At 56.8% G+C, this 26,946-nt stretch carries 34 protein-coding genes; 16 read left to right on the top strand and 18 right to left on the bottom strand.

Annotation, left to right across the window (positions count from 1 at the left end):
• Nucleotides 1-29: 29 nt before the first annotated feature.
• On the top strand, nt 30-1,526 hold the full coding sequence (gene cysS / locus SYNC_RS04345; protein WP_011618860.1) for a cysteine--tRNA ligase: 1,497 nt from the start codon (nt 30-32) through the stop codon (nt 1,524-1,526).
• Here cysS and SYNC_RS04340 read toward each other — a convergent pair.
• Entirely contained in the window at nt 1,523-1,762 is a 240-nt protein-coding gene (locus SYNC_RS04340) for a hypothetical protein (RefSeq protein ID WP_041426936.1), read from the bottom strand. The genes cysS and SYNC_RS04340 overlap by 4 nt on opposite strands.
• A gap of 66 nt (nt 1,763-1,828) precedes the next feature.
• Here SYNC_RS04340 and SYNC_RS04335 point away from each other — a divergent pair, with 66 nt between their 5' ends.
• Nucleotides 1,829-2,248, top strand: coding sequence for a DUF2721 domain-containing protein (locus SYNC_RS04335; RefSeq protein ID WP_011618858.1), 420 nt, complete (start codon nt 1,829-1,831; stop codon nt 2,246-2,248).
• A 25-nt stretch (nt 2,249-2,273) separates the two neighbouring features.
• On the opposite strand, the gene SYNC_RS04330 is transcribed toward SYNC_RS04335, so the two are convergent.
• Nucleotides 2,274-3,611, bottom strand: a complete 1,338-nt coding sequence (locus SYNC_RS04330) for a sodium-dependent transporter (RefSeq protein ID WP_041426935.1) — start codon at nt 3,609-3,611, stop codon at nt 2,274-2,276.
• 84 nt (nt 3,612-3,695) lie between these two features.
• Here SYNC_RS04330 and SYNC_RS04325 point away from each other — a divergent pair, with 84 nt between their 5' ends.
• Both SYNC_RS04325 and SYNC_RS04320 read left to right on the top strand, forming a co-directional pair.
• Nucleotides 3,696-4,946, top strand: a complete 1,251-nt coding sequence (locus SYNC_RS04325) for a 1-deoxy-D-xylulose-5-phosphate reductoisomerase (protein ID WP_011618856.1) — start codon at nt 3,696-3,698, stop codon at nt 4,944-4,946.
• Complete coding sequence (locus SYNC_RS04320) at nt 4,943-5,278, top strand: ferredoxin (protein WP_011618855.1); 336 nt, start codon at nt 4,943-4,945, stop codon at nt 5,276-5,278. Before SYNC_RS04325 ends, SYNC_RS04320 begins: the two co-directional genes overlap by 4 nt.
• Here SYNC_RS04320 and SYNC_RS04315 read toward each other — a convergent pair.
• From SYNC_RS04315 to SYNC_RS04300, 4 genes are read right to left on the bottom strand one after another with little or no spacing between them, the layout of a single operon-like run.
• Nucleotides 5,271-6,371: a YheT family hydrolase gene (locus SYNC_RS04315; protein WP_011618854.1), complete on the bottom strand. Its 1,101-nt coding sequence runs from the start codon at nt 6,369-6,371 to the stop codon at nt 5,271-5,273. The two genes, SYNC_RS04320 and SYNC_RS04315, sit on opposite strands and share 8 nt — an antisense overlap.
• A gap of 7 nt (nt 6,372-6,378) precedes the next feature.
• Nucleotides 6,379-7,803 (bottom strand): NAD(P)(+) transhydrogenase (Re/Si-specific) subunit beta, encoded by a 1,425-nt coding sequence (locus SYNC_RS04310; protein ID WP_011618853.1) that lies wholly within the window; start codon nt 7,801-7,803, stop codon nt 6,379-6,381.
• Entirely contained in the window at nt 7,803-8,111 is a 309-nt protein-coding gene (locus SYNC_RS04305; RefSeq protein ID WP_006852211.1) for an NAD(P) transhydrogenase subunit alpha, read from the bottom strand. The genes SYNC_RS04310 and SYNC_RS04305 overlap by 1 nt, the downstream gene beginning before the upstream one ends.
• A complete protein-coding gene (locus SYNC_RS04300; RefSeq protein ID WP_011618852.1) occupies nt 8,111-9,253 on the bottom strand; it encodes a Re/Si-specific NAD(P)(+) transhydrogenase subunit alpha in 1,143 nt (380 codons plus the stop codon). Before SYNC_RS04300 ends, SYNC_RS04305 begins: the two co-directional genes overlap by 1 nt.
• Before the next feature lie 120 nt (nt 9,254-9,373).
• Here SYNC_RS04300 and SYNC_RS04295 point away from each other — a divergent pair, with 120 nt between their 5' ends.
• Entirely contained in the window at nt 9,374-9,964 is a 591-nt protein-coding gene (locus SYNC_RS04295) for a hypothetical protein (RefSeq protein WP_011618851.1), read from the top strand.
• 19 nt (nt 9,965-9,983) lie between these two features.
• Here SYNC_RS04295 and SYNC_RS14590 read toward each other — a convergent pair whose 3' ends face one another.
• Together SYNC_RS14590 and SYNC_RS15135 are read right to left on the bottom strand one after the other, a co-directional pair.
• Entirely contained in the window at nt 9,984-10,160 is a 177-nt protein-coding gene (locus SYNC_RS14590) for a hypothetical protein (RefSeq protein WP_167897164.1), read from the bottom strand.
• An 80-nt stretch (nt 10,161-10,240) separates the two neighbouring features.
• Nucleotides 10,241-10,375, bottom strand: a complete 135-nt coding sequence (locus tag SYNC_RS15135) for a hypothetical protein (protein ID WP_255321997.1) — start codon at nt 10,373-10,375, stop codon at nt 10,241-10,243.
• Here SYNC_RS15135 and SYNC_RS04290 point away from each other — a divergent pair.
• From SYNC_RS04290 to trxB, 3 genes are all read left to right on the top strand, one after another.
• A complete protein-coding gene (locus SYNC_RS04290) occupies nt 10,345-11,718 on the top strand; it encodes a DEAD/DEAH box helicase (RefSeq protein WP_369791616.1) in 1,374 nt (457 codons plus the stop codon). The genes SYNC_RS15135 and SYNC_RS04290 overlap by 31 nt on opposite strands.
• Before the next feature lie 96 nt (nt 11,719-11,814).
• On the top strand, nt 11,815-12,063 hold the full coding sequence (locus tag SYNC_RS04285) for a hypothetical protein (protein WP_011618848.1): 249 nt from the start codon (nt 11,815-11,817) through the stop codon (nt 12,061-12,063).
• 127 nt (nt 12,064-12,190) lie between these two features.
• Nucleotides 12,191-13,555, top strand: a complete 1,365-nt coding sequence (gene trxB / locus SYNC_RS04280) for a thioredoxin-disulfide reductase (protein WP_011618847.1) — start codon at nt 12,191-12,193, stop codon at nt 13,553-13,555.
• A gap of 1 nt (nt 13,556) precedes the next feature.
• Here trxB and infA read toward each other — a convergent pair whose 3' ends face one another.
• Entirely contained in the window at nt 13,557-13,826 is a 270-nt protein-coding gene (gene infA / locus SYNC_RS04275; protein WP_006041809.1) for a translation initiation factor IF-1, read from the bottom strand.
• A 229-nt stretch (nt 13,827-14,055) separates the two neighbouring features.
• Between infA and SYNC_RS04270 the strand changes: the two genes are divergently transcribed.
• Nucleotides 14,056-14,304, top strand: a complete 249-nt coding sequence (locus tag SYNC_RS04270; protein ID WP_011618846.1) for a Nif11-like leader peptide family natural product precursor — start codon at nt 14,056-14,058, stop codon at nt 14,302-14,304.
• Complete coding sequence (locus tag SYNC_RS04265) at nt 14,283-14,924, top strand: pseudouridine synthase (RefSeq protein ID WP_071813678.1); 642 nt, start codon at nt 14,283-14,285, stop codon at nt 14,922-14,924. Before SYNC_RS04270 ends, SYNC_RS04265 begins: the two co-directional genes overlap by 22 nt.
• Here SYNC_RS04265 and SYNC_RS04260 read toward each other — a convergent pair.
• The 5 genes from SYNC_RS04260 to SYNC_RS04240 all read right to left on the bottom strand — a co-directional run bounded on the left by SYNC_RS04260 (nt 14,893) and on the right by SYNC_RS04240 (nt 18,352).
• Nucleotides 14,893-15,678, bottom strand: coding sequence for a methyltransferase domain-containing protein (locus SYNC_RS04260; RefSeq protein WP_011618844.1), 786 nt, complete (start codon nt 15,676-15,678; stop codon nt 14,893-14,895). The two genes, SYNC_RS04265 and SYNC_RS04260, sit on opposite strands and share 32 nt — an antisense overlap.
• 61 nt (nt 15,679-15,739) lie before the next feature.
• Nucleotides 15,740-15,955: a hypothetical protein gene (locus SYNC_RS04255; RefSeq protein WP_011618843.1), complete on the bottom strand. Its 216-nt coding sequence runs from the start codon at nt 15,953-15,955 to the stop codon at nt 15,740-15,742.
• Between the two features lie 71 nt (nt 15,956-16,026).
• The gene (locus SYNC_RS04250; protein ID WP_041426932.1) at nt 16,027-16,989 is read right to left on the bottom strand and encodes an NAD(P)H-binding protein; all 963 of its coding nucleotides are present in this window, start codon (nt 16,987-16,989) and stop codon (nt 16,027-16,029) included.
• 55 nt (nt 16,990-17,044) lie between these two features.
• A complete protein-coding gene (gene petM, locus SYNC_RS04245) occupies nt 17,045-17,143 on the bottom strand; it encodes a cytochrome b6-f complex subunit PetM (RefSeq protein WP_006852199.1) in 99 nt (32 codons plus the stop codon).
• Nucleotides 17,144-17,170: 27 nt separating this feature from the next.
• Entirely contained in the window at nt 17,171-18,352 is a 1,182-nt protein-coding gene (locus tag SYNC_RS04240; RefSeq protein WP_193328840.1) for a N2,N2-dimethylguanosine tRNA methyltransferase, read from the bottom strand.
• 19 nt (nt 18,353-18,371) lie between these two features.
• On the opposite strand from SYNC_RS04240, the gene SYNC_RS04235 reads away from it, so the two are divergent.
• Together SYNC_RS04235 and ilvN are read left to right on the top strand one after the other, a co-directional pair.
• A complete protein-coding gene (locus SYNC_RS04235) occupies nt 18,372-19,370 on the top strand; it encodes an alpha/beta fold hydrolase (protein ID WP_011618840.1) in 999 nt (332 codons plus the stop codon).
• Entirely contained in the window at nt 19,367-19,897 is a 531-nt protein-coding gene (gene ilvN, locus SYNC_RS04230) for an acetolactate synthase small subunit (RefSeq protein WP_011618839.1), read from the top strand. The genes SYNC_RS04235 and ilvN overlap by 4 nt, the downstream gene beginning before the upstream one ends.
• A 9-nt stretch (nt 19,898-19,906) precedes the next feature.
• Here the strand turns inward: ilvN and SYNC_RS04225 are convergent, their stop codons facing one another.
• Both SYNC_RS04225 and SYNC_RS04220 read right to left on the bottom strand, forming a co-directional pair.
• Complete coding sequence (locus SYNC_RS04225; RefSeq protein ID WP_041426422.1) at nt 19,907-20,605, bottom strand: peptidylprolyl isomerase; 699 nt, start codon at nt 20,603-20,605, stop codon at nt 19,907-19,909.
• A gap of 11 nt (nt 20,606-20,616) precedes the next feature.
• Nucleotides 20,617-21,153 (bottom strand): photosystem I assembly protein Ycf4, encoded by a 537-nt coding sequence (locus SYNC_RS04220; protein WP_041426421.1) that lies wholly within the window; start codon nt 21,151-21,153, stop codon nt 20,617-20,619.
• Nucleotides 21,154-21,372: 219 nt separating this feature from the next.
• On the opposite strand from SYNC_RS04220, the gene psbD reads away from it, so the two are divergent.
• The gene (psbD, locus tag SYNC_RS04215; protein WP_011618836.1) at nt 21,373-22,428 is read left to right on the top strand and encodes a photosystem II D2 protein (photosystem q(a) protein); all 1,056 of its coding nucleotides are present in this window, start codon (nt 21,373-21,375) and stop codon (nt 22,426-22,428) included.
• Nucleotides 22,412-23,800, top strand: a complete 1,389-nt coding sequence (gene psbC, locus SYNC_RS04210) for a photosystem II reaction center protein CP43 (RefSeq protein WP_041426420.1) — start codon at nt 22,412-22,414, stop codon at nt 23,798-23,800. Before psbD ends, psbC begins: the two co-directional genes overlap by 17 nt.
• 100 nt (nt 23,801-23,900) lie before the next feature.
• Here the strand turns inward: psbC and SYNC_RS04205 are convergent, their stop codons facing one another.
• Nucleotides 23,901-24,155 carry a hypothetical protein gene (locus SYNC_RS04205; RefSeq protein WP_041426419.1) on the bottom strand — a complete coding sequence of 85 codons (255 nt, stop codon included), beginning with the start codon at nt 24,153-24,155 and terminating at the stop codon, nt 23,901-23,903.
• A 62-nt stretch (nt 24,156-24,217) separates the two neighbouring features.
• Nucleotides 24,218-24,820 carry a nucleoside triphosphate pyrophosphatase gene (locus tag SYNC_RS04200; RefSeq protein WP_011618834.1) on the bottom strand — a complete coding sequence of 201 codons (603 nt, stop codon included), beginning with the start codon at nt 24,818-24,820 and terminating at the stop codon, nt 24,218-24,220.
• A gap of 140 nt (nt 24,821-24,960) precedes the next feature.
• Between SYNC_RS04200 and SYNC_RS04195 the strand changes: the two genes are divergently transcribed.
• Together SYNC_RS04195 and SYNC_RS04190 are read left to right on the top strand one after the other, a co-directional pair.
• Entirely contained in the window at nt 24,961-25,338 is a 378-nt protein-coding gene (locus SYNC_RS04195) for an Npun_F0494 family protein (RefSeq protein WP_011618833.1), read from the top strand.
• On the top strand, nt 25,335-26,861 hold the full coding sequence (locus SYNC_RS04190; protein WP_011618832.1) for a cobyric acid synthase: 1,527 nt from the start codon (nt 25,335-25,337) through the stop codon (nt 26,859-26,861). The genes SYNC_RS04195 and SYNC_RS04190 overlap by 4 nt, the downstream gene beginning before the upstream one ends.
• Nucleotides 26,862-26,946 lie beyond the last annotated feature (85 nt).

Genomic DNA, 26,946 nt, shown 5'->3' with positions numbered 1-26,946 from the left:
CCGTGATTTGACTCCTGTTTCTAAGCCTGATGTCTTCCCTGCGCTTCACCAACAGCCTCACCAGCCGTACGGAAGCATTTGAGCCCTTAGAGCCAGGAAAGGCAACGATTTACTGCTGCGGCGTCACGGTTTACGACCTCTGCCACTTGGGTCATGCCCGCAGCTACATCAATTGGGACGTTTTGCGTCGCTACCTGATTTGGCGCGGGTACGACGTTACTTACATCCAGAATTACACCGATATCGACGACAAGATCCTCAATCGAGCTTCCGAAGAGGGCAGCACGATGCAAGCGGTCAGCGAGCGCAACATCGAAGCCTTTGAAATTGATATGGGCCGTCTCAACATCCTTCCGGCCGATCGCATGCCTCGCGCCACCTGTTGCATCGAAGGGATTCAAACGCTCATTGCTGAACTGGAGACCAAAGGAGCTGCCTATAGCTCTGATGGTGATGTGTATTTCGATATTTCCAAAGCCAAGGACTACGGCAAGCTCAGCGGTCGTGACCCCAACGAGCAACAGCAGGGGGCAAGCGGCCGTACGGCTGATGGTGAGGAGAGTCGCAAGAAACACCCATTTGATTTCGCTCTATGGAAAGGAAGCAAAGTGGGTGAGCCAAGCTGGGACTCCCCCTGGGGCCCAGGACGCCCTGGCTGGCACATCGAGTGCTCAGCGATGGTGCGCCAGGAACTTGGCCTAACGATCGATATTCACCTAGGCGGAGGTGATTTGGTGTTTCCTCATCATGAAAACGAAATCGCTCAATCCGAAACCGCCAACGGCGCTCCCCTCGCTCGGCTGTGGATGCACAACGGGATGGTCAATGTGGGCGGAACAAAGATGTCGAAATCGCTGGGTAACTTCACCACGATCCGCGCACTGCTTGAAAGCGGACTCTCAGCCATGGCCCTTCGCCTCTTTGTTCTCCAGGCTCATTACCGCAAGCCCCTTGACTTCACTGCCGAAGCGCTGGAGGCATCCACCACTGGATGGAAGGGATTGAATGCCGCCCTCAAGTTGGGGGAAACCCATGCTGCCGCCTTGGAATGGAGTGATCACACGGCCCTCAGCAATGCAGCGGTCCAAGCCGGAAGGAACGCCCAAGGTCCTTTTGAAGACCTGGAACAACGGTTCACCGCCGCTATGGACGATGACCTCAATAGCTCCGGAGCCTTAGCCGTGCTGTTTGAACTCGCCCGTCCGCTCAGAGGGTTAGCCAACCGTCTGGATCGAGGCGACCAGCCTGAGCAGCCAGGCGAGGAGCTGACCCAACTGCACTCACGCTGGTTGCTGTTGCGCGAGCTCGCGGCCGTTCTTGGTCTACGCAGCGAAACAGATGAGTCGCAACCCTCTGAAAACAGCGGTGTCGATGCCCAAGCGATTGAGCAGGCAATTGCCAATCGCAAAGCAGCAAAACAGGAGAAGAACTATCAAGAAGCCGATCGCATTCGCAAGTCCCTCAGCGACCAAGGCATTGAACTCATCGACAAGCCTGGCGGACTGACCGATTGGAGACTGATTTAACGCTCTTTTCCAGCCATCATCGCTTCAATCTTCCTAATCCTTTCCATGGTGGTGATCCAGATCTCAAGACGAAACGTTTGATCGCCCAACTCAGGATCAGTCGGATCCATCGCTTCGATACGGGCTTTCAGCGAGTTCACCATCGCTTCAATATCCTCTTTGGCCTCGAATGCATCCCAAAGCTCCCGCTCTAACCGAGCCCGCTCAATAAAGTTCCAACGTTTAAGCCACAACATCGAAACGCGTCCACAGAGGCTCCTGTCTACCGGATTGCTGACACCTTTTGACGGACTCACCCACTCTTGGAATTGACAACCTTGCATCCAGAAAGCCTGTCTAAGGCGATTCAGCTCTCGGTCTCACCGGTGTTTTTGCTCGCCGGGATCGGGGCCCTTCTCAATGTTCTTTCCACCAGGCTCGGCCGAGTTGCTGATCACTATCGCCGGATCAACGAATCGGATGCCAGAAGAAATGACTTTGAGCGCATGCACTGCAAGCGACGAATGCAACACATTCTTCGTGCGATCTGGCTTCTCACTTGCGCCACCCTCCTTCTTTCCATCGTGGTTTCAGCAATGTTTATGAGTGTGATCACGCAAGTGAACCTCACCTCAATCGTTGCACCTCTGTTCATCACCACGATGGGAATGTTGATGTTGGCGTCGATCTCTTTCCTGCTTGAAGTTCGCTTGGCAAGTGAGTTTGTTCAGAGAAAGTTTTAACGCATCCACACCATATTTTGAGCAATCAAGCCGCTGGAAACCATTGACGCCATAAATCAACAACGCTAATTAACAAACCAGCAGTGATCACTGCTGGAGACACCCAGCGCAGGAAAAAGAGCATCAATCCGATTAAACCTGCTGAGGTTTTTGATCCCTGGAGATCATTCCGAAACCGTTTCGGAACGACCCACCCCACAAGGAGTGCGATTAAAAGTCCTCCCAAAATCAGCAGAACTCCCCCAAAGATCGAATCCATCACTTCCAAGACCGGAATCGACATCGCAGCCGGAAGGCCTGCAATAAAAATCAGCAATGCCATCAGCCATGCCGATCGCCTGCGGGACCAGCCCAAGCGATCCATCAAGGAAGCCACCGGTACTTCCAGCAACGACACCGATGACGTAATCGCCGCGAGATAGGCCAAGGAAAAGAAGAGCACTGCCACCAAGCGCCCTGCAGAACCAAGGGAAGCAAGTCCCGTGGGAATTGCTAAAAACAAAGCCCCAACGGTGGACTCGCTCACCGTTTCCTGCAGACCAAAACTGATCACCACGGGGAATGTGACCAGTCCAGCCAACAGGCCTACGGCCGTGTCCAAACCCACCACCGCGATCGCCTCCCTTGGCAAACGAGCACTGCTGTTCAGGTAGGCCGAATAGGCAAGGATGCAACCGATTCCAGTGCCGATGGAGAAAAAGGCCTGGGTAAACGCATTGCGAATGGTGGTGGGGTTGAGCAGCTGAGCCGCATCCCATCGCAACAGAAAGGTTTGATATCCCCCCACAGCCCCAGACAACGTGGCAGCCCAAAGAGCCAAACCAACCAACAAGACAAACAACAGAGGTAAGGCCCAGCGCGATAACCGCTCGATGCCTCCCTGCACGCCAGCAGCAACCACCGCAGCGGTTAAGGCAAGGCTGCCCCCTTGACCGAGCAGAGCACTATTTCCCTTACTCACCGATCCAAATAGCGACTTAGCTGTCTCCATGTCATCTGGCAAACCCACCCATAGGGCATGCACGAGGGTGTGACCCGTCCACCCCATCAGCACTGCATAGAACGCCAAAATCCCGCAAGAGGCGAGCACAAACAGCCATCCCATCGGCCACCACGCCTTGCCCGCCGCCGCGATCGGAGCCAGCAAGGGGCTCTGGGCCGTACTCCGACCCAGCACCATCTCTGCGACCAACACGGGCAAGCAGACCACCAAAACAATCAGCACGTAAAGCAGCAGGAAGGCGCCTCCACCTCCCTGCGAGGCGCGATAAGCAAAGCCCCAGAGGTTGCCTAAACCCACGGCGCTACCAGCCGCGGCCAACACAAACCCAAATCCAGACCGCCAGTGCTCCTTCAGCGCCATCAGCCCGCGTCCATCCGTAATGGTGCGAAGTTTGCCAGGCCTAGGCATTGAGGTGGGAAACTGTGACCAATTGCCTGGATCCCTGTGAAAGCCATCAGCGTTCTGGGCTCCACTGGATCAATTGGCACCCAGACGCTGGCGATCGTTGAGGATTTCCCCGATCAATTCCGCGTGGTGGCCCTCAGCGCTGGACGCAATCTCAGCCTGCTCGTGTCCCAAATCCAGAGGCATCGCCCTGATGTTGTGGCCCTAGCTGATCAAGCGCTGCTTGCTGAGCTCAAAGACAGGCTGATGGCCCTGCCTGCTGACACCCGCCCGGAACCTTTGCCGCACCTGGTGGGTGGACCGGAAGGCCTTGATGTCGTGGCGTCCTGGGATTCAGCGGATCTCGTTGTCACCGGAATCGTGGGGTGTGCGGGATTGTTACCCACCCTGGCAGCGATTCGAGCAGGGAAAGACCTGGCCGTTGCCAATAAGGAAACGCTGATTGCCGCAGGCCCTGTGGTCTTACCTGAACTGAAGAAAAGCGGCAGTCGGCTGCTTCCTGCCGACTCGGAACACTCCGCCATCTTCCAGTGCCTGCAAGGAACTCCTTGGAGCGACACCGCCCGTCTCTCCACCGGGGTTCCAACCCCTGGCCTGCGCCGCATTCAACTCACCGCCTCTGGTGGTGCCTTTCGCGATTGGTCAGCCGCTGATCTCGAAAAGGCAACGGTGGCCGATGCCACCTCCCATCCCAACTGGAGCATGGGTAAAAAAATCACCGTGGATTCAGCCTCATTGATGAATAAAGGATTGGAAGTGATTGAGGCTCACTATCTCTTTGGCCTGGATTACGACCACATCGAGATCGTGATTCATCCTCAAAGCATCATCCATTCGATGGTGGAACTTGCTGATTCCTCGGTCCTCGCCCAGCTCGGCTGGCCCGACATGAAACTGCCGATTCTCTATTGCATGAGTTGGCCTTCAAGACTGGAAACCCCATGGCGACGGCTCGATCTCACCGAAGTGGGGCAATTGAGTTTCCGCGCACCCGATCCAGCCAAATATCCCTGCATGGACCTGGCCTACGCCGCGGGTCGTGCCGGCGGCACCATGCCTGCTGTTCTCAACGCGGCCAATGAAGAGGCCGTGGCCCAATTCCTCGAGGAGAAGATTCACTTTCTCGACATTCCCAAGATGATCGAGGGAGCCTGTGAACAGCACAAACCTGATCTCGCGGCCAACCCTTGTCTTGATGATGTGTTGGCGGTGGATCAGTGGGCACGCCAGGCTGTGCGCGAGCAAGTGAACCGGGGGACGCGCTTGAGAGGAGCATCGATGGCCGCATGAGCCAGCGGATTAGCCATCACTTATTGCTCTGCGCGACACCCACGAAAGCTAAATGCTGTGATCCAGAAATCGGTGCCGCAAGCTGGGATGCTCTCAAGCGGCAGGTGCGTGAATTGGACCTTGAGAATCCGAGCAGGAGCGAAGGAATTGTTCTGCGCAGCAAAGTCGATTGCTTACGCATCTGCGATCAAGGCCCAATCTTGTTGGTCTGGCCCGATGGGACCTGGTACAGAGGTGTCACGCCAGAACGCATCAGCAGCATTCTTCAGCGACACATCATCCAAGGACAACCGATCGAAGAGTGGGTCCTGAAAACCAGCACATTCACTTGATCGTTTGCAACCAAGACGCAGCAAGCGCATCGGCCCAACAGCCGTCCCGTCCGTGAAAGCCGTTATGACCACCTGTGCGGGTGAAGATCAATTGAATGGGCTGATCCCTGGACTGATCAGTAGAGACAGCTTCCCTCAGGTCGAGGGCCGACCGAGCGGGCACCCATGGATCATCCAGAGCCTGTAGCAACAAAGTGGGCGGCAACTGCTGGGGTGATTGGATCAAATGCTGGAGTGGTGAAGCCTCCCGGTAGTAAGCATCCACGTCTGCAAATCCCCAACGCGGAGCGGTGACGGTGCTATCGAAGGCACGAATGGTGCGTGGCTGCTCAGCACCACTCATTTGCCCGAGATCCAAATCGCTCACACCAAAGGGATCGGCCAACGTCTGACGCACCAAGCGCTGCAGCAACCAGCGTTGATATACACGATTGCGCGGACGTTCAATCGATGCACTGCAGGCCGCCAGATCCAAGGGGCTGCTGGCACAGAACAATCCATCCAGGGGCTGGTGAGCCGGGTCGAGGCCGGCAGCAATGCGTTCAGCTTGCGTTGAGAGGCAAGCATTCAAAAGCATGGTCCCACCCAGAGAAAGCCCAGCTCCAAACAAGGGCAGTGATGTCCCTTCGCTGGTGAGGGTTCTGCAGAGCTGACGCGCCCGATGCAACACAGGGAGAAGGTCGCTGTTGCACTGGGCCGCATAGGTGCCACCTGCAAGATGTCGGCCAGGGTCGGCGCCACGCATGTTGAGGCGCAGCACCGCATATCCCGCTTCAAACAGAGCAATACCAAGCCTGCGCAGACCTTCGCGACGACTCGAGCCCCCCAGTCCGTGCAACACAACGACCAAGGCCTTCGGAGCTGGTGGACAATCCAAGAAAGCCAGCAAGGCTCCAGAGCCAGCGGCACCGCTGATCAAGGCAGGCACTGGAATCTCCAGGGGTTGACCCTGATCGATCGGCAAATCCACGGGACGGAGCGTATCCCTCAAGGTCTGAAGATCACCACCCCACCAGGGAAGGCGCTGTTGAAAGGGAGAAACCCCCAGTTGCTTCAGCAGCTGGGGGTCTGGATTTGGATCAGGCCAGCTCACAGGCGCATCATTTCTTACCGACGCCTAACTCCTTCAGTTCTCCCAGCAGATCTCCAAGCACCTTCTTGGCATCGCCAAACACCATGGAAGTGTTGCCGAGTTCAAACAGGTCATTTTTGATGCCGGAATAGCCAGCACTCATGCCGCGCTTCACCACAAACACGGTCCGCGCCTGCTGGACATCCAACACTGGCATCCCATAAAGCGGCGAATTGGGGTCGGTCTTGGCCTGGGGATTCACCACATCATTGGCTCCCAAAACAAGCACCACATCGGTGGCAGGGAACTCAGGGTTGATCACATCCATCTCCTTGAGCTGCTCGTAGGGCACATCGGCCTCAGCAAGGAGCACATTCATGTGACCGGGCATCCGACCCGCCACAGGGTGAATCGCATAGGCCACCTCAATCCCAGCGGCCTCCAAGGAGCGGGTCACCTCTCGCAACGTGTGCTGGGCTTGGGCCACAGCCAGGCCATAGCCGGGAACAATGATCACCCGTTCAGCCGCTTCTAGGGTGAGGGCACACTCTTCAGCGCTGCAACTGGTGATGTTGGTGTATTCGCCACCGCCACCGGAGGCGGTGGCTGAAGCGCCAAGAGCTCCTCCGAACAGCACCGATACCAGGGAGCGATTCATGCCGTTGCACATCACCTGAGTGAGGATCAAACCGGCAGCACCCACCATCGCGCCAGCCACGATCAGAAGCTGACTGCCCACAACGAAACCAGCAGCAGCAGCAGCCACTCCGGAATAGCTGTTCAAAAGAGAGATCACCACTGGCATATCGGCTCCGCCGATCGGCAGGGTGACGCCGATTCCCAGCAGCGCAGAGGCCACAACCAGCAGCCATAGTCCGCTTCCACCGTTGCGGATCATCTCCACCGCAGCGATTAAGGACACCACCGCCAATGCAATGTTCACGACATGGCGCGCTTTGCTCTGCATCCACGGCGGTGTGGACAACCAGCCCTGAAGCTTGGCCATCGCCACGATTGAACCGGTGAAGGTGATCGATCCCACAAACACCGAGATCACGATCGAAATCTCTTCAACGATTCGAGATTCCCCTTCCGCCCCCATGACAGGGAACAGTGCAACACCCAGTGCCACCAGCAGGGATGACATTCCCCCACAACCGTTGAACAGGGCAACGATCTCGGGCATCGATGTCATCGGCACCCTTTGAGCGGTAATCGCGCCCAAAAGACCACCAACGATGGTGCCTCCGATGATCCAAGTCCAGGCAGAAGCTGAGATTCCACCCGCAAAGGAATCAACCAGGACTCCCAACACTGCGAGAGCCATGGCAACGGCAGCCAGACGATTGGCCTCCCGCGCAGAACGTACTTTGGAGAGCCCCTTGATTCCAAGGGCTAGCAGCAGGACAGCGACCAGATCGATCGCGTACTTAACAACGACAGCAGTGCTCATCAGCGGTTCTCCTTGCGAGCGGGCTTACGGCTGAACATGGCCAGCATTCGATCGGTGACCAAAAAGCCGCCAATCACATTGAAAAGAGCGAAACCGAGGGACACAGCACCCAAGGCCAATAAAGGCGTATTGCCGTCATTTCCCGCCTTGATGATCAAGGTGAGAGCAGCTAAGACCGTGATCCCTGAAATGGCGTTAGCGCCACTCATCAATGGGGTGTGCAAAGTGGGAGGCACTTTGCCAATCAGTTCAAGACCGAGAAGGCTGCCGAGCAGCAGGACCCAGAGAGCCTCACTTAAAAACGACATCAGTTGGTATCTCCAGGAGTAAGAACATCGCCTCGGCGAATGCTGCCGTCATGAGCGATCAAACAACCAGCAATGAGCTCGTCTTCGGTGTCGAGCGTGAGCTTGCCATCTTGAAGCGTGGGCTGCAGCAAAGCCAACAAATTGCGGGCGTACAACGAGCTGGCGTGATTCGGGACGCTGCAAGGAAGTTCGTTCGCACCAATCAGCTTCACGCCTTTGCGGTTCACCGTTTGGGACGGAACGGTATCGGCACAGTTACCGCCTTGAGCAACGGCCAGATCAACCACCACCGATCCAGGGCGCATGCGGTCAAGCATGTCCTCGCTGATTAAACGCGGGGCTCGCCTGCCCGGAACTTGAGCTGTACAAATGGCCACATCAGCCTGAGCTAGTTGGTCAGACAGCTGTTGCCGCTGCGCGGCCAGAAACGCATCTGAGGCCTGCTTGGCATAGCCACCGGACTCCGCAGGCTTGTCCTCCATCTCAGGAGGATCGATGAAACGGGCCCCAAGCGACTCCACCTGCTCTTTCACGGCAGGGCGAATGTCACTTACATAAACAACCGCGCCCAAACGGCGAGCGGTTGCAACGGCCTGGAGACCCGCAACACCCGCACCCAGCACCACAACCCTGGCGGGCTGCACGGTGCCTGCTGCAGTCATCAGCATCGGGAAATAGCGATCTAAGGCTGCAGCGCCAAGCAACACAGCCTTGTAGCCAGCGATGTTGGCCTGAGACGAAAGCACATCAGCGGACTGGGCACGACTGATGCGTGGCAAAAGCTCAAGCGCCATGGCTGAAAGACCACAACCCTTTAAGGCTTCCGCTAGCTCCTGATTGCCATAGGGCGACAGCATCCCCACCACCAGGGCACCCCGTCGCAAGCGACCGAGCGATGCCGGACTAGGGCTTTGAACACAAAGCAAAACGTCCGCCTGCCCCCAGGCTTGCGCCTCTCCTGGAGCCACCAAATCGGCTCCAGCACTGGCGTACGTCTCGTCAAGGAAACCGGAGGACACTCCGGCACCACGCTCGACAGCCACAGAGCAGCCGAGGGCAATGAATTTTTTAAGGGTCTCGGGTGAAGCAGCTACACGGGTTTCAGCCGCTGCGCTTTCAATCGGGATAAGGAGTCTGGGCAAGTTCGTTGTGCCGCCACCCAGCTGAGATTACGAGGTCGTGGCTCCCGAAACGCATCTTTTCTGTAGAAGCTGACTTAGTGAAGCAGCTTTGGCTAATCAGAGGATTCTGTCTCTAGGCGAATGGGTCTCTCAGCAATTGAATGTCCCGATGGCGTTTGCCACAGCCATCACGGCGGGCATGCCGTTAATCGCAACACCATGGAAGAACTTCTTGCCGAACACGGCCGGGAATGGTGCGAGCGACTCGCAGAACGGATCTACGAAATGTCCGTGGACACATTCTCTCAATCGGTGATGCCCAGCCTGCACGCAGCGGGCTGGCAACGACGCCACCTGGATTGGGAATTCAAATTGCAAGATAAACAGTCCGACACTGAGGCCGAGCCAGATCGGACTCTGGTGGATGGAATGATCAACGCCACCGAAAGCTTCCTGCGCAGCAGCGAAGTGCACCGTCTGTTCATTCAAGAACTCGTCCAGGGAACCTTTGACGAAGCCTCAGACGATCATCTGCGAAGCAGCGCCGTGCGCCAGCTGATCGAAAACGAAATCCTGACGATGCTTCAAGACAAGAAAACGGCCATGTTGGAGCGCATTGTCACCCAACTCACCAGTGCGGCTGGCGGCGATGCACAACGGGCGCAAACAGCTGCAGAAGAGGGGTTCATGGAAGTAGAGCGCCTCCTCTACAACCACAGCGAATCCATTTAATCCTGGATCTCGACCCCGGTTAATACAGAGGAAGGAGCTCTTGCTCAACAGCCTGCACCAGGGACCATTGCCTCTGGTGCTGCAACCAACGCAACCGCAGAATCAAGGGATCGATATCGCATTCAAGAGGCCAACACTGCTCGAGCCGTTGGCGCTGATCAGGATTGGATGGGTAACGAGGACGGCTTTTGGCCATGGCGGCAGGAGGCCGGAAACCCCAAGAGCTGTTGGCTGGAAGCTAAGGGTGGCATCCACGGATGGAATGGTTAGAAAGACCTAACTTTTGCGGCTGACCGATCGCAAGTCCTTCGTTTCAGCTCCCAGGAGACGGCCCACGAGGCAGGATCCAACCGCGTCAGTGGCAACAGCAACTCCTGCAGCTGCTGCGCAGACGACTGGATCCAGAAGCAAGCCACGGGCGCGACGTGCTGATCCATGCAGGACCAGGTGCGGGCAAGACCCTGGGGGCCCTGCTCGGATTCCAAGCCATGCAGCAAGAGGGGAAGTTGAAATGCTTTTTGGTGATGTGTCATCGCACATCGATCCTCAACCAATGGCGCACAGCAGCCGAACGGGTGGGGTTACGCCTCGAGCACTGGAATGAATCGACGCCCAACATCCAGAGCCAAAACCTCCAAAACGCCGATGGTTGGCTCGTCACCTACCAAGGGGCAGCGAGTCAGCTCGACGGGCTCAAACAGGCGCTCGAGCCATGGGCTGGTGATCAACTTTTAGCGATTGCAGACGAAGCGCATCACCTGGGCGTGGACCCGGATGAGCCAGATGGTCCCGTCTGGGGACGCACCTTTTTAGAGCTGAGCAGCCAGGCACGACTCAGGCTGGGGCTCACAGGGACCCCCTTTCGAGCCGACAATCTCGCCTTTTGTGCCGCGAGACGAATTCGAATCCAGGAGGGGGGTCAGCTGGTGGAGCAGATCAGTCCTGACCTCTGCGTTGAGCCCAGAGAGCTGATTGCAGCTGGCGACGTACGACCGCTGGAATTTCGTTTTCAAGACGGCTGGGTGGAGCACAGTCGTGCTGGGAAGCCTGATCGCGACGTCTCGCCTCTGTCTGAGGAGGTGCGTGAAAGCTGGAGAGCACGCAATTTGCGCAGGGCGATTCGACTTTCCGATAGCAGCAGCATTGCTCAGCAACTTTTGATCAGGGCCAGACGCAAGTTGGAGCAGGTGCGTGAACAGCACCCGAGCGCTGGCGGTCTCGTGATCGCCAAAGACATTGCTCACGCCCGATCGATCAGCTCCCTGCTGAGAGAACAGGGTGATCGGGTGGACCTGGTGCATTCGCAAGATCCAGAGGCCGCCCAACGACTCAGCAGTTTTCAAGAGGGTGGCGCCGACTGGCTCGTCAGCATCGACATGTGCGCCGAAGGCTTCGACGCCCCAAGGTTGCGTGTTGTCGCCTATCTCACCACAGTCGTAACCCGCAGTCGCTTCGTGCAGGGCATCACTCGCGCTGTACGGATGTGCAGCGTCAGGGCAGCCACTGAAACGGTGCCAAGAGACCCTTCTTATGTATTTGCTCCAGCGGACCCATTGCTGATGAGCTACGCGCGCAGCTGGTCTCTCTCAGAGCCCTATCGGATCCAAGCCCAACAACAGGAAGCAGATTCCGATGACCCGCTTCAGTCGAGCGCATGGAGAGGTCCAAGCCTGCCCTTGGAGGCCGTCAATGACGGAGCTGGCGCCGTGATTCGACTCAGGAGCCCAGAATTACCCAATTTTTTGCATCAATGAAAACTTCTCTGCAGAAAAAAAAATGCGACGTTGTGCGAAATCACACACGATGTTGGTCCTCCAACAGGCAATGTGGTCTCAATCTGGGAGTCAGTCATGGACGCAGCACTTGAACGCCGAGTCAGTGTTGCCACCTGCTGGGCAACAACCAGAATCAATGCTCTGGACAGCGCTGAGCGCTATGAAGACAGCTACGCATTGACCCAAGAATTCAGGGAATGGATCACATGTATCGGGGAAAGTCCGGAACTCTTTGCTGAATCCGTAATGAGCGTGGGCCAAATTTCAGAAAAGCGACAAGGCTTTGACCTCGAAGAGGGGGCGGAAGACTCGGTCGAAATCTAAATAAATTATCAAATCTTGCTTTTGCGACACATTTTGCGCTCGAAACTGAAAATCGTTTCGAATTAAAAACAAAGCAATCGCCGAGAGAGTCCGTTTAAATTCAACTCATACTCAATACGCATAAGCCATGGGAGCGAGCGAGAACCTAGTGATCGTCGGATCTGGCCCGGCTGGGTATACGGCAGCCATTTACGCAGCAAGAGCCAACCTCAATCCGCTCCTGATCACAGGATTTCAGCGCGGTGGGATCCCTGGTGGTCAACTGATGACCACCACGCATGTTGAAAATTTCCCCGGCTTTCCCGATGGAGTCCTTGGCCCCGATCTGATGGATCTCATGAAAGCGCAGGCGGAGCGCTGGGGGACGCACCTGATCGAAGCCGATGCCGACGTTATCGACTTGAGCCAACGTCCCTACCGGATTGAAGCCGAAGGCAAGACGATCCAAACCCAATCAATCATCATCGCCACTGGCGCGAGCGCCAACCGCTTGGGCTTACCCAACGAAGAACGCTTCTGGAGCCAGGGCATCAGTGCCTGCGCCATTTGCGATGGCGCAACTCCCCAATTCCGCAAGGAGGAATTGGCGGTGGTTGGAGGCGGAGATTCCGCTTGCGAAGAAGCGGTGTATCTCACCAAGTACGGCAGTCAGGTGCACCTGTTGGTTCGCTCGGACTGCTTGCGAGCCAGTGCGGCCATGGCTGACCGGGTGGAAGCCAATCCCCAAATCACGGTGCACTGGAACACCGAGGTGGTGGACGTTGAAGGAACGGACTGGATGAACGGCCTACGACTTCGCAATCGAGACAGCGGCAAGGAGGAAACATTGGCCGTGCGCGGAATGTTTTATGCCATTGGTCACACGCCCAACACCGAACTCTTGAAGGGCCAACTGGATTGTGATCGCAGCGGTTATCTCGTCACCAAACCAGGCAGACCAGAAACATCCTTGGAAGGTGTGTTTGCAGCGGGTGACGTCGCCGATGCGGAATGGCGCCAAGGGATTACAGCTGCAGGCAGTGGCTGCCAAGCGGCTCTTGCCGCAGAACGATGGTTAAGCCATCACGACTTAGCCACGCTTGTGAGTCGTGAGGCGGTTGAACCACAAAAAGCCAATGCGCCACAAGCCATAGAAGCAACCACGGAATCCACCTATGACGCCAATGCGGAATGGCAAAAAGGCAGTTATGCGCTCCGCAAGCTTTATCACGACAGCAACAAACCCCTGCTCGTGATTTACAGCTCCCCAAGCTGCGGCCCTTGTCATGTGCTGAAGCCGCAGCTCAAACGAGTGTTGTCAGAACTCAATGGACAGGCTCAAGGCGTCGAAATTGACATCGAAGCCGATCAAGAGATTGCAGAACAGGCGGGCGTCAACGGCACCCCAACAGTCCAGCTGTTTTATGGCAAGTCGCTGCAGCAGCAGTGGCGCGGAGTGAAACAGCGCAGTGAATTCAAGGGCGCGATCGAGGCCCTTCTCAAGGGCCAGTGATTTAACGGCGGCGTGGGCCACCAGGTCGGTTACCGCCTGGACGTCCACCCGGCGCACCCGCATTGCGCTCGCGGTAGGTAATCCGACCACGCGTCAAGTCGTAGGGACTGATTTCGACCAAAACCTTGTCGCCTGCGAGCAATTTGATGCGGAATTTTGTGAGCTTTCCGGCGGCGCGGCACAGGCACTGGTGACCAGCGGGCTGCTCCAGGGTTACGAGGTAAAAACCGTTCCCCTGCTCTTTTTCAATTACACCCGAGGTCTCAATCATGCGCCAAGGTCAACGTCGTCATTGACATCAGTTTAGGAGGCCACCTTCAACGCTTTTCCACCGTTGCGCCGTCACTCTCTTTAGTGTCAGTTCCGCCGTTCAAAGCCATTTGATGCTCCCTCCGCTTTCCCTCGACCTTGGCCTTTTGCTGATTTCTATCGGCGCTGTGAATCTCTGGCGTAACCGTCAGAATGCGAATTAGCTTGTTGGCACGTTTTGCCGTGTTTCTGTGTCTGAATCAGCTCTGATTGCTTTCACATCCCTGGTTCAATCCGATTCTCAGCTGCGGGAACAGGTTCGCCAGGCACCCACACCGGCCCACGTTGTGAATCTTGCTTCTGAACAAGGACACGTTTTCAACCAAGCCACACTCATGAAGATGCAAGCCGAGAAGATGAAGCATCTTCATGACGACCACCTCAACAATGCTTCCAGCTGGGGCGAAGCACTTCTGCTCTGCTTTGGAGCTCACAACTGACCCTTCTGCTGCACAAGCCCTATGGGGTTCTGAGTCAGTTCACCCCTGAACCTCAGAGCCGTTGGGGTTGCCTAGCGGAGTGGGTTCCAATACCGAATGTTTACGCTGCTGGCCGCCTCGATGCCGACAGCGAAGGGTTGCTGTTGCTCACCGATAACGGTCGGCTGCAGCAACGCCTCACCGATCCTCGCTTTGGTCACTGGCGTCAGTATTGGGTGCAAGTGGAAGGTTGCGCTAATGAAGTCCAACTAAACCAACTCCAGCGTGGAGTGACCATTCAAGGACGGCTAACCCGGCCCGCAAAAGCAAGGATCCTGTCGGATGACGAAAGACAAACGATCAGCGATCGCAAGCCGCCGATTCGGGAGCGTCGTTCGATTCCAACCTGCTGGCTTTGCCTTGAACTTCGCGAAGGACGCAACCGCCAAGTGCGTCGCATGACCGCTGCCGTAGGCCTCCCCACACTCAGACTGATTCGTCATTCCATCGACTTGATGGATGGAGAGATCGTTTTGAGCATCAAAGACCTCAGTGCAGGGATGTGGCGAGAGGTCACCCGCACGGAAGATCAGCGCTTACAGAGGCTGCTTAGCCGCTCGGCAACGCACCGGTCAGCGTGACCGCGCGAAATTCAATGCCCTCAACAACGCGCCAGGGAGCCTCAGAGCGCTCCGCGTACTGAACCCGCTCAAGCCCTAGCGATCGGAAATCCTCCAAAAAAGCCTCTTCTAACCAAGCCCCACTGATACAGCCACTCCAAAGCTCGGCGTCCTGCTGAAGAGCCATCGGCACTGGGCGATCACACACAATGTCGCTGATCGCAACTCGGCCCTCAGGTCGAAGCACGCGGCGGATGTTCTTCAACAACAGTTCTCGTGCGGACGGATTCACCAGATTCAGTACGCAATTACTGAGCACCACATCAATGCTGGAATCGGCGACCAGGGGATTTCCTTCAGCATTAACGGCATCAAGCGCCTCAATCGCACCCTCAAGGAAGCAAACATTGGCGTAGCCAATCTGCTTTGCCACCACGGGTGCCGCAGAACGAGAGAGGGCCAACATGTCCGCATTGCGGTCAATGCCAATCACTTGCCCCGTCGAGCCGACCACCTGGGCACAAATAAAGGCATTCTTTCCGCTTCCACTACCGAGGTCCAACACAACATCTCCAGACCGCACCCAACGGGTGGGATCACCACAGCCATAATCCCTTTCCACCACATCCTTGGGGATGGGCTTGAGCAGGGCAGGATCGAACGCCACTGGGGTGCAGAGGCAGGCTTCTTGTTCCACTGCAGCAGCGCCATACCGGTTCTGTACCGCCTGTGTCTGATCCAGTGAGGACGGAGTGGGGCCGCAACAAGACGACATCAGCAACAGAGAGGGAATGCCCCCATTCTGAACAGAGCCCCACACTGAAGAGGAACACCCCCTAGCTCAGAACATCCTGAAGTTCACGCACAGTTTGCCATTGCCCGTAGTAGTAATTGGCGCTGGCGCGGCGATCAATATCCTCAATGCCATCAAACGCGTCGAAACCAACGCTTTGCCAGAGCTCATGACCACAGGCACGATTGAGCTCCGTTTCCGCCTCTCGAGCGAGATTGTCGAGCCGTCGCTGAAGGTTTTTAACTTGGGCGGCAGACATGAAAATGACTCAGAAACGTGTAAATCCTAGCGAACAGATAGTACAAACACACCACTCGATCGTCAAGATCTCTAGAAAGGCAGTTTTTTCTTGGCATCCTTATCTAGATCGGCCTCCATGTCTCTGAGGCGCTTCAAGATCGTGTCGTAGTACTCACGGATGTAGGCCTCCAACTGGGTGGTTTCGTTGGGATCAAGGCCAAAGGCGCGATAACTCGCTTCCATAGGGGCGTCAAGAGACCCGCCTCCACCGGTGACTTCAGCAAACGCCAGGCGCTCTGCCACGTTCACAGCGGGTTCGAAGAATGAGCAGATCCCCTGCATCAAATTCAGCAGGGCCCCAGGAACGCGAAACACCCTTGCCGACTTGGAGCTAGCCAGCTCACAGAGTTGAATCACTTCTCCGGTGTTCCAGGCTTTCGGTCCCACCACGGGATACGAACACCGAATGGTCTCTGGTCGATCAACGGCAGCTACCGCAAAACGAGCCATGTCTTGCGTGTTCATGTAGGCGATGGGGGTTGGACTACCGCTCACCCACACCGTCTGACTTTCTAAAATGGGGATCGAGAACTGACTGATCACGCCCTGCATGAATGCCGCTCCTTGCAGGATCGTGTAATCAAGATCCGACTCCTCCAGCAGCCGCTCAGTGCAGTGCTTGATGTCCATCAGAGGGACATTGCGGTGCTTTGAGGCACCTAAAAGGGAGAGAAACACAAAGCGCTTCACATCGGCACGCTCACAAGCCCTGAGCAAGTTGAGCTTGCCTTCCCAATCGGTGACGTAAATGCTGTTGGGATCTGTTGGGCGACTCGTGGCGGCATCGATGACCGCATCCATGCCATCGAGTGCGTAATCAAGACTGGCCGGTTCGAGAAGGTCACCTCGAGTGAGCTCACAACCCCACTCCTGTAGGAAAGCTGCCTTTCGAGGTGAGCGCACCATGCAACGCACTTTGTGGCCAGCATCAATCGCTTGTTTTGCGATTTGACGGCCAAGCGTTCCTGTCCCACCAACCACCAGAACCTGCATCGGGTCAGTCATCGCAAGCGAGGAGCCTAAAGGGCCCAAAGGCCGGACGCGCCCATCAGTCGCCTTGGAGTTTCAAAAGCAAGGCACCACCAGCGAGGCCAACGGGAATCAACACCCAGAACACGACAGCAATTCCGAAAATTTCCGAAGCCATGAAACGGGATTCACAATCAACATCTATTTAACGATCTTTCCCGCCAAATTCGGCGCATCGTCGTAACAAGATGCCGAGAGGCGCATTGGTTCGCACCTGCCCAGCCATCACCCCACTCACCGACGCGCTGTGCCCGGAGGCCCGAAGCGCTGCAACCAAGGGCTCGATTGCAGGGGGGCCTTTGAGCTGAAGTCGTCGGGATAATTCACCCGTCGACCAGCAACAGGCCGGTTGACCAGGATCCGCCATCAACCCCTCCAGCAGCCGCCTGCTGCGAGGGGCAAGGGTTCGGTCTTGCCCCTCACTTAACCCCGTGCTCGAAGCTGCATCCAACCTGTCACTGATCTCCAATAGGCCTTTGATCTGGGGAACATCCTGCAGCGGACCAACCCAGAGCGGACCACTCACCGCCCAGCGTCCGCAGCCATCGGTACAAGCGCAGGGTCTCCAGCCCTGCAGGTCCAACATCGCTTGCACCGCCTGATCACCGCAGCGGTCACAACGGGCCAAAAACCCCAGCTGCTGCTCTTCACCCGAACGGATCCGCTGACGCATGCGCACCGCAACACGGAAGGTGCGGCCATCGCTAAAGCAGAACAAGGGCTCTAGACCTCGTCCCAGCAGCCAAGCTTCACGGGCTAGAGCAGCCAATTGCAGGCGCAACGCCAGCTCCCAACTCGAAGGGTGGGCACGAGCCGCTGCACCAAACCGGCGCACAGCCGCAAACCGGTCATGCCCCGTCGGTGAGCGACCGTCGGTGCTCGCAAGCAACAGCACGCCTCCAAAACGCATCGCCTGGAGTGTGGATTGAAGCAACACATTCGGGCATCCAAAAGGGTCGAGATCGATCAGATCAAAAAAACGATGCTCCAAATAGGCCTCACGCAGGAGCCGCTCCGCCGCCTGATGGCTCTGGATGAGCACGACACCGGCACAGGATTGCAACGGTTCGAGATTTGCAGCTAGCAGAGGCCCTCGCTCTTGATCTGCGTCATTCACCCAGAGCTCCACTTGCTGATGGGACGCCCGCCTCGCCTCCAGTCCCCAGCGAAGAGAGCGGATCCCGCAACCCGCCATGAGGTCGAGCCAGCGCAGCGGACGATCGCCGGACGCGCCCTCCAAGGTCGAGGCAGCCACCAACACGGAGAAATCCCTCGCCGGTCTGGAGTCGGGGCGAAAGAAACCACCCCCGGGCCGCACAGACGCCATCCCTTCGCGATAGTGACTGTTGGACTCCGTCAGGCGTGTGCACGCAACCACTCTCCAGCCTGCCTCCAACGGTGCCGATTGGGGCGAAAGCGCGGAATGGATCTGGGAGGGCTACCGCTGTCACTGGCGGGTACTCGGAGATCCAGAAGCGCCCGCAATGGTTTTGCTGCATGGGTTTGGTGCCAGCAGCAGCCATTGGCGTCACAACGCAGCCCCACTCACGAAGGCTGGATATCGGGTCTACAGCATTGATTTGATCGGTTTCGGTCGCTCCGAACAACCAGGCCTTCATTCCCAAATCCGCTTGGACAACCGTTTTTGGGCGCGGCAGTTGGCAGCGTTTCTGGAGCAGGTGGTTCAACAACCCGCGGTGTTGGTTGGTAACTCCCTGGGCGGCCTCACCGCGCTCACCGCAGCAGCCTTTCATCCTGAATGGGTCACAGCAGTGGTTGCTGCACCGCTGCCCGATCCGGCCCTCATGCAGCCGTTGCCAAAGCAACAATCCCGCCGACGTCGCCGATTTAAAACAGCCGCTGTGCAGTTGCTCTGCAGGCTGCTCCCTCTCGAACTGATCGTCCCCTTGATTAGTCGCACCGCCCTGCTGCGCTTAGGCCTTCAAGGGGCCTATTCACGTTCCATCCGCTCCGACCGGGAATTGCACCAGCTGATCGCAAGCCCAGCCCGTCGCCGTACGGCTGCACGCAGCCTCCGAGCCATGAGCGTTGGCATGGCTTTACGTCCACGGGAGGTCACAGCCCCGGCATTGCTGGAACGTTTAGCCGAACAACATCAGCCGATCCCCCTTCTGCTGCTTTGGGGCAGGCAAGACCGATTTGTGCCCTTGATGATCGGCGAAAAACTTCAGCAGCAGCACTCCTGGCTGAAGCTATGCGTACTCGACGGCAGTGGGCATTGCCCCCACGATGAAAGCCCTGAACACTTCCATCAAGAGCTTTTGCGCTGGCTGGACCTTAATTTAGGAAGAACAAGCGCGCTGGGAACACAGCACCGGGCATGAAGCACACCCTGTCCGTCCTGGTGGAGGACGAATCCGGCGCTCTAAGCCGTATCGCCGGCCTCTTCGCTCGACGCGGCTTCAATATCGACAGCTTGGCGGTAGGTCCTGCTGAAACCAACGGTCAATCGCGGCTCACCATGGTGGTGGAGGGCGATGAACACACCCTTCAGCAAATGAGCAAACAGCTCGACAAGCTGGTGAACGTGCTCCAGGTACTCGATCTCTCGCAGCTGCCCGCTGTGGAACGGGAGCTGATGCTGATGAAGGTGTCAGCACCGGCGGAACAACGCAGCGCCATTCTTGAGTTGGTGCAGGTCTTCCGCGCCAAAGTGGTAGACGTTGCCGATGACGCTCTCACCCTGGAAGTAGTGGGGGATCCGGGCAAATTGGTGGCCCTAGAGCGCCTCATGGCTCCCTACGGAATCCTGGAGATTGCCCGTACCGGAAAGGTTGCCTTGGAGCGCGCGTCAGGGGTGAACACCGAATTGCTAAAAGCCGCCATCAGCGGCGGGCGTGTGCCCGCTTGATGACGACTGTCAAAGTCCTGGTGTGAGCAGCTTTGCCTTGAGCAACTTGTCGTCCTGTTCGATCGCATCCACCACATCCAAGCCATCGGTCACACGACCGAAGACCGCATAACGACCATCCAACTCGGGAAGCGGTTTCAAGGCCATATAGAACTGGGCGCTGGCCGAATCCGGTGATTGGGAGCGAGCCATGGCAACGGCTCCACGCTCATGGCTCAACTTGAGCTGCTGCAGATCGCTGGGATTGGTGCTCTGGCGGCTGTAACGCGGCTGATCTTCGCTTTGATACGACAGCTCAAGGGGAATGAATCGTGCCTGCCCACTGTCTGGATCGATAAAACTTCCCTGGCCGTATTGAGACTTCAACGTGCTTGGGTCGCTAGATGCAGGGTCGCCGCCTTGCACCACAAAGGGAACCGGCTCACGAATCACCCTGTGGAACACGGTGCCGTCATACACACCTCTTTTGACAAGGTCCACAAAATTTCCGGCCGTAACGGGGGCCGCGTCACCATCGAGTTCAAGCTTCACCGCCCCCCGGGTGGTCATGAGCTCCACCTCGGCCTTCCCTTGAAGACAGGGACTACTGGCCTGGCTACAACCCGAGGGAACGGAAGCCGTTGAAGCTGTATTGGACTGAGAGCAACCAACAAGAAGTGGCAAGCAAACGGCAAGGGATAAAAGCGTTCGCATGATTGAGCGCAACATAAAAGGGAAGATCAAAGTCCTTCGAGATTCACACCTAAAAAACGTGCCAACTCGGCACCGTCCTGTTCCAACTGGGCCAGAGGGAGAGGCTCGCCAACACGGGTGAGAGGCATGTCTCGTCTTCCGCGAACACGAAGCGAGACACGGCGTCGTGTGTTGAAGCCATCTCTCACCTCAACTTTCACCGCCTGGATGTCTTTGATGGGAATCTCAACGCTGATCGGCTGACGAAATCCACGTCTTGAGATTGTCACGACACCGGCGGAGCGATCAAAACGGTTGCTACCCGAGCCAACGTTGATCGTGATGACTGCCCACAGATAGGAGGCGAGAAGGGCTGCAGCAAGGCTGTACAGCCCCATGATCAGTCCTTGAGGAACAAACACCAAGCCAGCGGGATGGCCTAATGGCAGGAGATCACGACCCAGGTAGCTGGAAAGGGACGCAAACAAAAAACCAATACCGCCAATCGTGACCATCAGGGCAACGAGAATGTTCGAAAGCCGGCGTGAGCCCAGGACGGGTTGTTCGAGCAGTTCAGCGGCCATCAAAGCCTGATATCAAAGGTCATTTTGGACTGCAAAGCCAATCAGCTGAGTCCCGTACAAAGCATTGCCACGAAACGAGGACGCAAATCGAAAGAAACCCAGAAGATGCATTCCGATACAACGGGTTTCAGCTGAGCCATCTAAGCCCCGAACTACCCAACAAGATTGTTAAGGTCGCCAGGAACCCAATGCATGCGGGTTAACCGCACCGTTCAACTCATGACGATCGCTGCAGGTCGCATGCCGCAGCGGGGATGGTTCGACGTCCTCGATGACTGGCTCAAACGCGACCGATTTGTGTTTGTCGGCTGGTCCGGCATTCTCCTTCTTCCCACGGCCTACCTCTCCATCGGTGGCTGGTTAACGGGAACCACCTTTGTAACTTCCTGGTACACCCACGGCATCGCGTCGTCGTACCTCGAGGGTTGCAACTTTCTCACTGCTGCTGTGTCCACCCCCGCTGATGCGATGGGTCACAGCCTTCTCTTGCTCTGGGGCCCAGAAGCCCAGGGTGATTTTGTCCGCTGGTGCCAGCTTGGAGGCCTCTGGGCTTTCGTTGCTCTCCACGGCGCCTTTGCACTGATCGGCTTCATGCTGCGTCAGTTTGAAATTGCTCGTCTCGTCGGCATTCGTCCCTACAACGCCATCGCCTTCTCAGGTCCGATTGCGGTGTTCGTCAGTGTCTTCCTGATGTATCCCTTGGGACAGAGCAGCTGGTTCTTTGCGCCCTCCTTTGGTGTGGCTGCAATTTTCCGCTTCCTGTTGTTCCTACAGGGCTTCCATAACTGGACCTTGAATCCCTTCCACATGATGGGAGTGGCCGGCATTCTTGGCGGTGCACTGCTTTGCGCCATTCACGGCGCGACTGTGGAAAACACTCTTTTTGAGGATGGTGAACAGTCGAACACCTTCAAGGCGTTCGAACCCACCCAGGAAGAAGAGACCTATTCAATGGTTACCGCCAACCGTTTCTGGAGCCAAATCTTCGGAATTGCGTTCTCCAACAAGCGTTGGCTGCACTTCTTCATGCTGTTTGTGCCAGTGATGGGCTTGTGGACCAGTGCCATCGGCATCATCGGCCTTGCACTCAACTTGCGTGCCTATGACTTCGTGTCACAGGAAATCCGCGCAGCTGAGGATCCTGAATTTGAAACCTTCTACACGAAGAACATTCTTCTGAATGAAGGTCTGCGTGCCTGGATGGCACCGGCTGACCAGCCGCACGAAAACTTCGTCTTCCCTGAAGAGGTTCTGCCCCGTGGAAACGCCCTTTAATTCCGGTCTTATCGCCACTGGCGGTAAAGACCTCGACTCCACCGGCTTTGCCTGGTGGTCCGGCAATGCTCGACTCATTAACCTGTCCGGCCGACTGCTAGGTGCCCACGTGGCCCATGCCGGTCTGATGGTGTTCTGGGCCGGAGCCATGATTCTGTTTGAGGTGAGTCATTTCACCTTCGACAAGCCGATGTATGAGCAGGGTGTCATTTGCATGCCCCACGTAGCCACGCTCGGCTATGGCGTTGGTCCTGGCGGTGAGGTCACTGATCTCTTCCCCTTCTTCGTGGTGGGTGTTCTGCACCTAATCAGTTCTGCCGTGCTCGGCCTAGGCGGGCTGTACCACGCATTGCGCGGTCCGGAGATTCTGGAGAACTACTCCACATTCTTCTCCCAAGACTGGCGCGATAAAAACCAGATGACCAACATCATTGGTTATCACCTGATCCTTCTTGGCGTTGGCTGCCTCCTTTTGGTCTTTAAGGCCATGTTCTTTGGCGGCGTCTACGACACCTGGGCCCCAGGTGGTGGAGATGTTCGTTTGATCACGAATCCAACTCTTGATCCAGGTGTGATCTTTGGTTATTTGTTCCGAGCTCCGTTTGGTGGCGAGGGCTGGATCATCGGTGTGAACTCCATGGAGGACATCATCGGTGGACACATCTGGCTTGGTTTGACCTGCATCTTCGGTGGCATCTGGCACGTCGTCACCAAGCCTTTCGGCTGGGTGCGTCGCGCCTTCATCTGGAACGGTGAGGCTTATCTGAGCTACAGCCTTGGAGCGCTGAGCTTCATGAGCTTCATTTGTTCAGCCTTTATTTGGTTCAACAACACCGCCTATCCCTCCGAATTCTGGGGACCAACCAACGCCGAAGCCTCTCAAGCACAGAGCTTCACCTTCCTTGTGCGTGACCAACGCATGGGCGCAAACATCGGTTCGGCCATGGGCCCCACCGGTCTTGGTAAGTACCTAATGCGCTCCCCCACAGGTGAAATCATCTTTGGTGGTGAAACCATGCGTTTCTGGGATTTTCGCGGTCCTTGGCTTGAGCCCCTTCGTGGGCCCAACGGCCTGAGCCTCGACAAACTCCAAAACGATATTCAGCCTTGGCAGGTACGCCGCGCAGCTGAATACATGACACACGCTCCTAATGCCTCGCTCAACTCTGTTGGAGGCATCATCACCGAGCCAAACTCGGTGAACTTCGTGAACCTTCGCCAGTGGCTGGGTGCAGCGCAATTTGTGCTCGCCTTCTTCTTCCTGGTGGGTCACCTCTGGCACGCAGGCCGCGCGCGCGCAGCCGCTGCTGGTTTCGAAAAAGGAATCGATCGTCAAGCAGAGCCCACCTTGGCAATGCCTGACCTCGACTGATCAATCATTGATCATGCTTTCCAACCCTCGCCGCAAGGTGAGGGTTTTTTATTGGCAAAACAGAGGAAGTGAGCGGGAAACGCAACCGGACAAGACAGGATCAGAAACCAACGTCCAGCAGGGAATACCCTTTTGGTGCACGGCCCTTTTCACCAGGAGCAGCCGGAGTCACCGTTAAAGATTCCCCCTGCCTCAGATCGTCTGAGGAGAAATTCACGTCCTCAACACCGAGTTCACTGGATGATTCTTGAGGCGTTGCGTTAAAGGATTTTTGAAGGGGTTCAAAAGCAAACGAAGGCGCTACTCCGGCCGTAATGATCAATAACGAAAAATAGGGACAAAGCAGGCGAGCCATGGTTCGGGCGACGCAAGAACTGTCTTTGATGTAGCTACGACAAGAGGAAAATGGCAACGACACTAAGAGAGAGAAAGCCAACGTCGCAACAGGGGAAGGCTGAGGCCGATCACATTCGAATAGCAGCCAGCCAGTTGCTCCACACAGCAGCCACCGCGTCCTTCGAGGGCGAAGCCACCAGCACACTGCAAAGGCTCCCCTGAAGCCACGTAATCCTCAACTTCCACATCCGTGAGATTGGCAAACAGCACACGGGTCGTGACACAGGTGCATTGCATCTCAGGGGCTCGGCCTTCTGTTGTAGGTGCAAAGGATGGAGGGATTAAACAATGTCCGGTATGCAACTCAGCCCACTTCCCGCGCATCCGTTGCCAGCGCGCGACGGCCTCTGCCGCATCCACAGGCTTACCAAACACCTCGCCTTCAAACGCGAGCACCGAGTCACAACCGAGAACGGCCTTGATCGATACGTTGAGCTCCGCACTCTGCTCAACTTTCAGTTTCACGGCGGATGCCTTGGCCTCAGCCAATAACTGCACTAACTGAGCGGGATCAGGGTGGTGAATCTGATCTTCATCCACACCGCTCACCATCACCTGATGGGGAATCTGAGCTTGCTCCAACAGACGGCGCCTGGCAGGAGACGCAGATGCCAACAGCAACACAACAAACAAGCAATCTCCATCAGTGTGATGCTGATCACACCAAGCCAACGAGCCAAACCGATGAGCCCAATCAAGCTGTAGATCTTCCGGCCACGTTCGGAAGGAAGTCGGAGGAGAATGATGCACGAAGCGGCAAGGTCGTGACCTCATCCATCACCCTGGTATCGGTAAGGGCCTTGAAGCGGGCGCGTCAGGCCATGCGCTGTCTGCCGTTTCGCCGAGCGTTCTATGACGAACTAGAACACAAAGCCCGAAGCAGCACGCAGCTCAGCAGCCAACAGAATTGGATGGCCATTAGCCGAAAGCCTCTCTCACCCTCGAGCACAGAAGACGATCTGATCTGGCTCATTCAAGTGGGTGTACTGCGCAGGGAAGTGGATGGCCAAGGGCTCACCGAGCGGGTGCGCCTCACTCCGATGGGACGAAACCTCCTCGATGATTGGGATGGTGAAATCCCGTCTGCAGATGTTTTTCAAGTGATGCATCACTGGCTGCGCCGGCATCGGCCGCGTCTATGACCGCAAAACCTGCACTCATGGTGTTGGGCACCTCAAGCGGTGCCGGAAAATCGTTGATGACTGCTGCGCTCTGCAGAGTGCTGCGCCGCAGAGGTGAAACACCCCTGCCCTTTAAGGGACAGAACATGAGTAACAACGCCTGGGTGGATCAGGCCGGAGGCGAGATGGCCTATTCCCAAGCTCTTCAGGCCTGGGCTGCTGGGTTGGAGCCTGAGTGCGCGATGAACCCTGTGTTGCTCAAACCTCAGGGCGACTCCACCAGTGAACTGATCCACCTCGGTCACAGTGTGGGATCCGCTCGCGCAGAGCACTATTACCGCGACTGGTTCAAACCGGGCTGGAAGGCGATTCGTCAGGGCCTAGAGGCATTGCAAAGCAGTCATCCAGGCGGTCGCCTTGTGCTCGAGGGCGCTGGAAGCCCAGTGGAGGTGAATCTTCAAAAACGTGATCTCACCAACCTGCGCCTCGCCCAATATCTACGAGCGCATTGTGTTCTCGTCGCAGACATTGAAAGGGGAGGCGTGTTCGCGCAAATCGTGGGCACATTGAACTTGCTGCGCCCGGTGGAACGCCCTCTCATCAAAGGGCTTTTGATCAATCGTTTTCGCGGCCGGCGTGAACTTTTTGATGAGGGTCAACGCTGGCTTGAAGCCAATACAGGCGTGCCGGTGTTGGGAGTGATGCCATGGCTGGATGAGCTTTTCCCCCCGGAGGATTCACTCGACCTCCTCGAACGACGAGGGCGCAAACGCAGCGCAGAACTCAACATCGCCGTACTCAAGCTGCCGTCTCTAAGCAACTTCTCTGATCTCGATCCGCTGGAAGCCGAACCCACCGTTCAGTTGCGCTGGGTCGCCCCGGGCGAGGAGCTTGGCTTGCCAGATGCCGTTGTGATCCCAGGCAGCAAGCAAACTCTCCGAGACCTTGCCGCCATCCTCAACAGTGGGCTTGGAGCTGCACTTCAGGCCTACAACACAGGAGGTGGGCATGTATTTGGCATCTGCGGCGGCATGCAGATGTTGGGCGATGAGCTTTGCGATCCCGAGGGTCTGGAAGGCGGTGCCCCATCCGGCAACACCAGTCAGGCAGGCCTGGGCCTTTTACCGCTTCGCACAGTGTTCTCTGCAGACAAGGCGTTACGTCAACGCAGCAGTGCAGCCTTGTGGCCTGGCGGTAGCCATGCACTCGAAATTGAGGGCTTTGAACTGCACCATGGCCTTACCACGATCAACAACGCGTCTGAAACCTGCAAACCCCTGTGCCGTGATGAGGAGCTGGGTTGGGTGAAGCCTTTCTCGGATCATGGGGGACTGGTGGCAGGCACCTATCTCCATGGAGTCTTTGAAAGCGGCCCTTGGCGGAGACGCTGGCTGAATCAGTTGCGGGAGCGCAAAGGATTGGCGCCGCTCAGTGAACAGCAACCGCATCACAGCCGGCAGCGAGACGCACTGCTTGATCGCCTCGCTGATGCCTTCGAGCAACACATCAATCTCGAGCCACTTCTGAACAGCTCAAACGGTTGAAACCTTTGGCTCTCTAAGGCTCGTTAGGCTGAATTCAGCACTGAAGCAGTGGGTATTGCATCCGCCCGAGGGTGTCGCTTTGCCT

It is taken from the genome of Synechococcus sp. CC9311, from assembly GCF_000014585.1.
Lineage (GTDB): Bacteria > Cyanobacteriota > Cyanobacteriia > PCC-6307 > Cyanobiaceae > Synechococcus_C.
This window is presented reverse-complemented; position numbering and strand designations above follow the sequence as displayed.

Excerpts from the sequence above, each read along its gene's own strand:
- cysS (WP_011618860.1), top strand. The coding sequence starts at position 30 with ATGTCTTCCCTGCGCTTCACCAACAGCCTCACCAGCCGTACGGAAGCA.
- SYNC_RS04340 (WP_041426936.1), bottom strand. The coding sequence starts at position 1,762 with ATGTTGTGGCTTAAACGTTGGAACTTTATTGAGCGGGCTCGGTTAGAG.
- SYNC_RS04330 (WP_041426935.1), bottom strand. The coding sequence starts at position 3,611 with ATGGCGCTGAAGGAGCACTGGCGGTCTGGATTTGGGTTTGTGTTGGCC.
- SYNC_RS04320 (WP_011618855.1), top strand. The coding sequence starts at position 4,943 with ATGAGCCAGCGGATTAGCCATCACTTATTGCTCTGCGCGACACCCACG.
- SYNC_RS04310 (WP_011618853.1), bottom strand. The coding sequence starts at position 7,803 with ATGAGCACTGCTGTCGTTGTTAAGTACGCGATCGATCTGGTCGCTGTC.
- SYNC_RS04305 (WP_006852211.1), bottom strand. The coding sequence starts at position 8,111 with ATGTCGTTTTTAAGTGAGGCTCTCTGGGTCCTGCTGCTCGGCAGCCTT.
- SYNC_RS04295 (WP_011618851.1), top strand. The coding sequence starts at position 9,374 with ATGGGTCTCTCAGCAATTGAATGTCCCGATGGCGTTTGCCACAGCCAT.
- SYNC_RS14590 (WP_167897164.1), bottom strand. The coding sequence starts at position 10,160 with ATGGCCAAAAGCCGTCCTCGTTACCCATCCAATCCTGATCAGCGCCAA.
- SYNC_RS04285 (WP_011618848.1), top strand. The coding sequence starts at position 11,815 with ATGGACGCAGCACTTGAACGCCGAGTCAGTGTTGCCACCTGCTGGGCA.
- trxB (WP_011618847.1), top strand. The coding sequence starts at position 12,191 with ATGGGAGCGAGCGAGAACCTAGTGATCGTCGGATCTGGCCCGGCTGGG.
- infA (WP_006041809.1), bottom strand. The coding sequence starts at position 13,826 with ATGATTGAGACCTCGGGTGTAATTGAAAAAGAGCAGGGGAACGGTTTT.
- SYNC_RS04260 (WP_011618844.1), bottom strand. The coding sequence starts at position 15,678 with ATGTCGTCTTGTTGCGGCCCCACTCCGTCCTCACTGGATCAGACACAG.
- SYNC_RS04255 (WP_011618843.1), bottom strand. The coding sequence starts at position 15,955 with ATGTCTGCCGCCCAAGTTAAAAACCTTCAGCGACGGCTCGACAATCTC.
- SYNC_RS04250 (WP_041426932.1), bottom strand. The coding sequence starts at position 16,989 with ATGCAGGTTCTGGTGGTTGGTGGGACAGGAACGCTTGGCCGTCAAATC.
- petM (WP_006852199.1), bottom strand. The coding sequence starts at position 17,143 with ATGGCTTCGGAAATTTTCGGAATTGCTGTCGTGTTCTGGGTGTTGATT.
- SYNC_RS04240 (WP_193328840.1), bottom strand. The coding sequence starts at position 18,352 with ATGGCGTCTGTGCGGCCCGGGGGTGGTTTCTTTCGCCCCGACTCCAGA.
- ilvN (WP_011618839.1), top strand. The coding sequence starts at position 19,367 with ATGAAGCACACCCTGTCCGTCCTGGTGGAGGACGAATCCGGCGCTCTA.
- SYNC_RS04225 (WP_041426422.1), bottom strand. The coding sequence starts at position 20,605 with ATGTTGCGCTCAATCATGCGAACGCTTTTATCCCTTGCCGTTTGCTTG.
- SYNC_RS04220 (WP_041426421.1), bottom strand. The coding sequence starts at position 21,153 with ATGGCCGCTGAACTGCTCGAACAACCCGTCCTGGGCTCACGCCGGCTT.
- psbD (WP_011618836.1), top strand. The coding sequence starts at position 21,373 with ATGACGATCGCTGCAGGTCGCATGCCGCAGCGGGGATGGTTCGACGTC.
- SYNC_RS04205 (WP_041426419.1), bottom strand. The coding sequence starts at position 24,155 with ATGGCTCGCCTGCTTTGTCCCTATTTTTCGTTATTGATCATTACGGCC.
- SYNC_RS04190 (WP_011618832.1), top strand. The coding sequence starts at position 25,335 with ATGACCGCAAAACCTGCACTCATGGTGTTGGGCACCTCAAGCGGTGCC.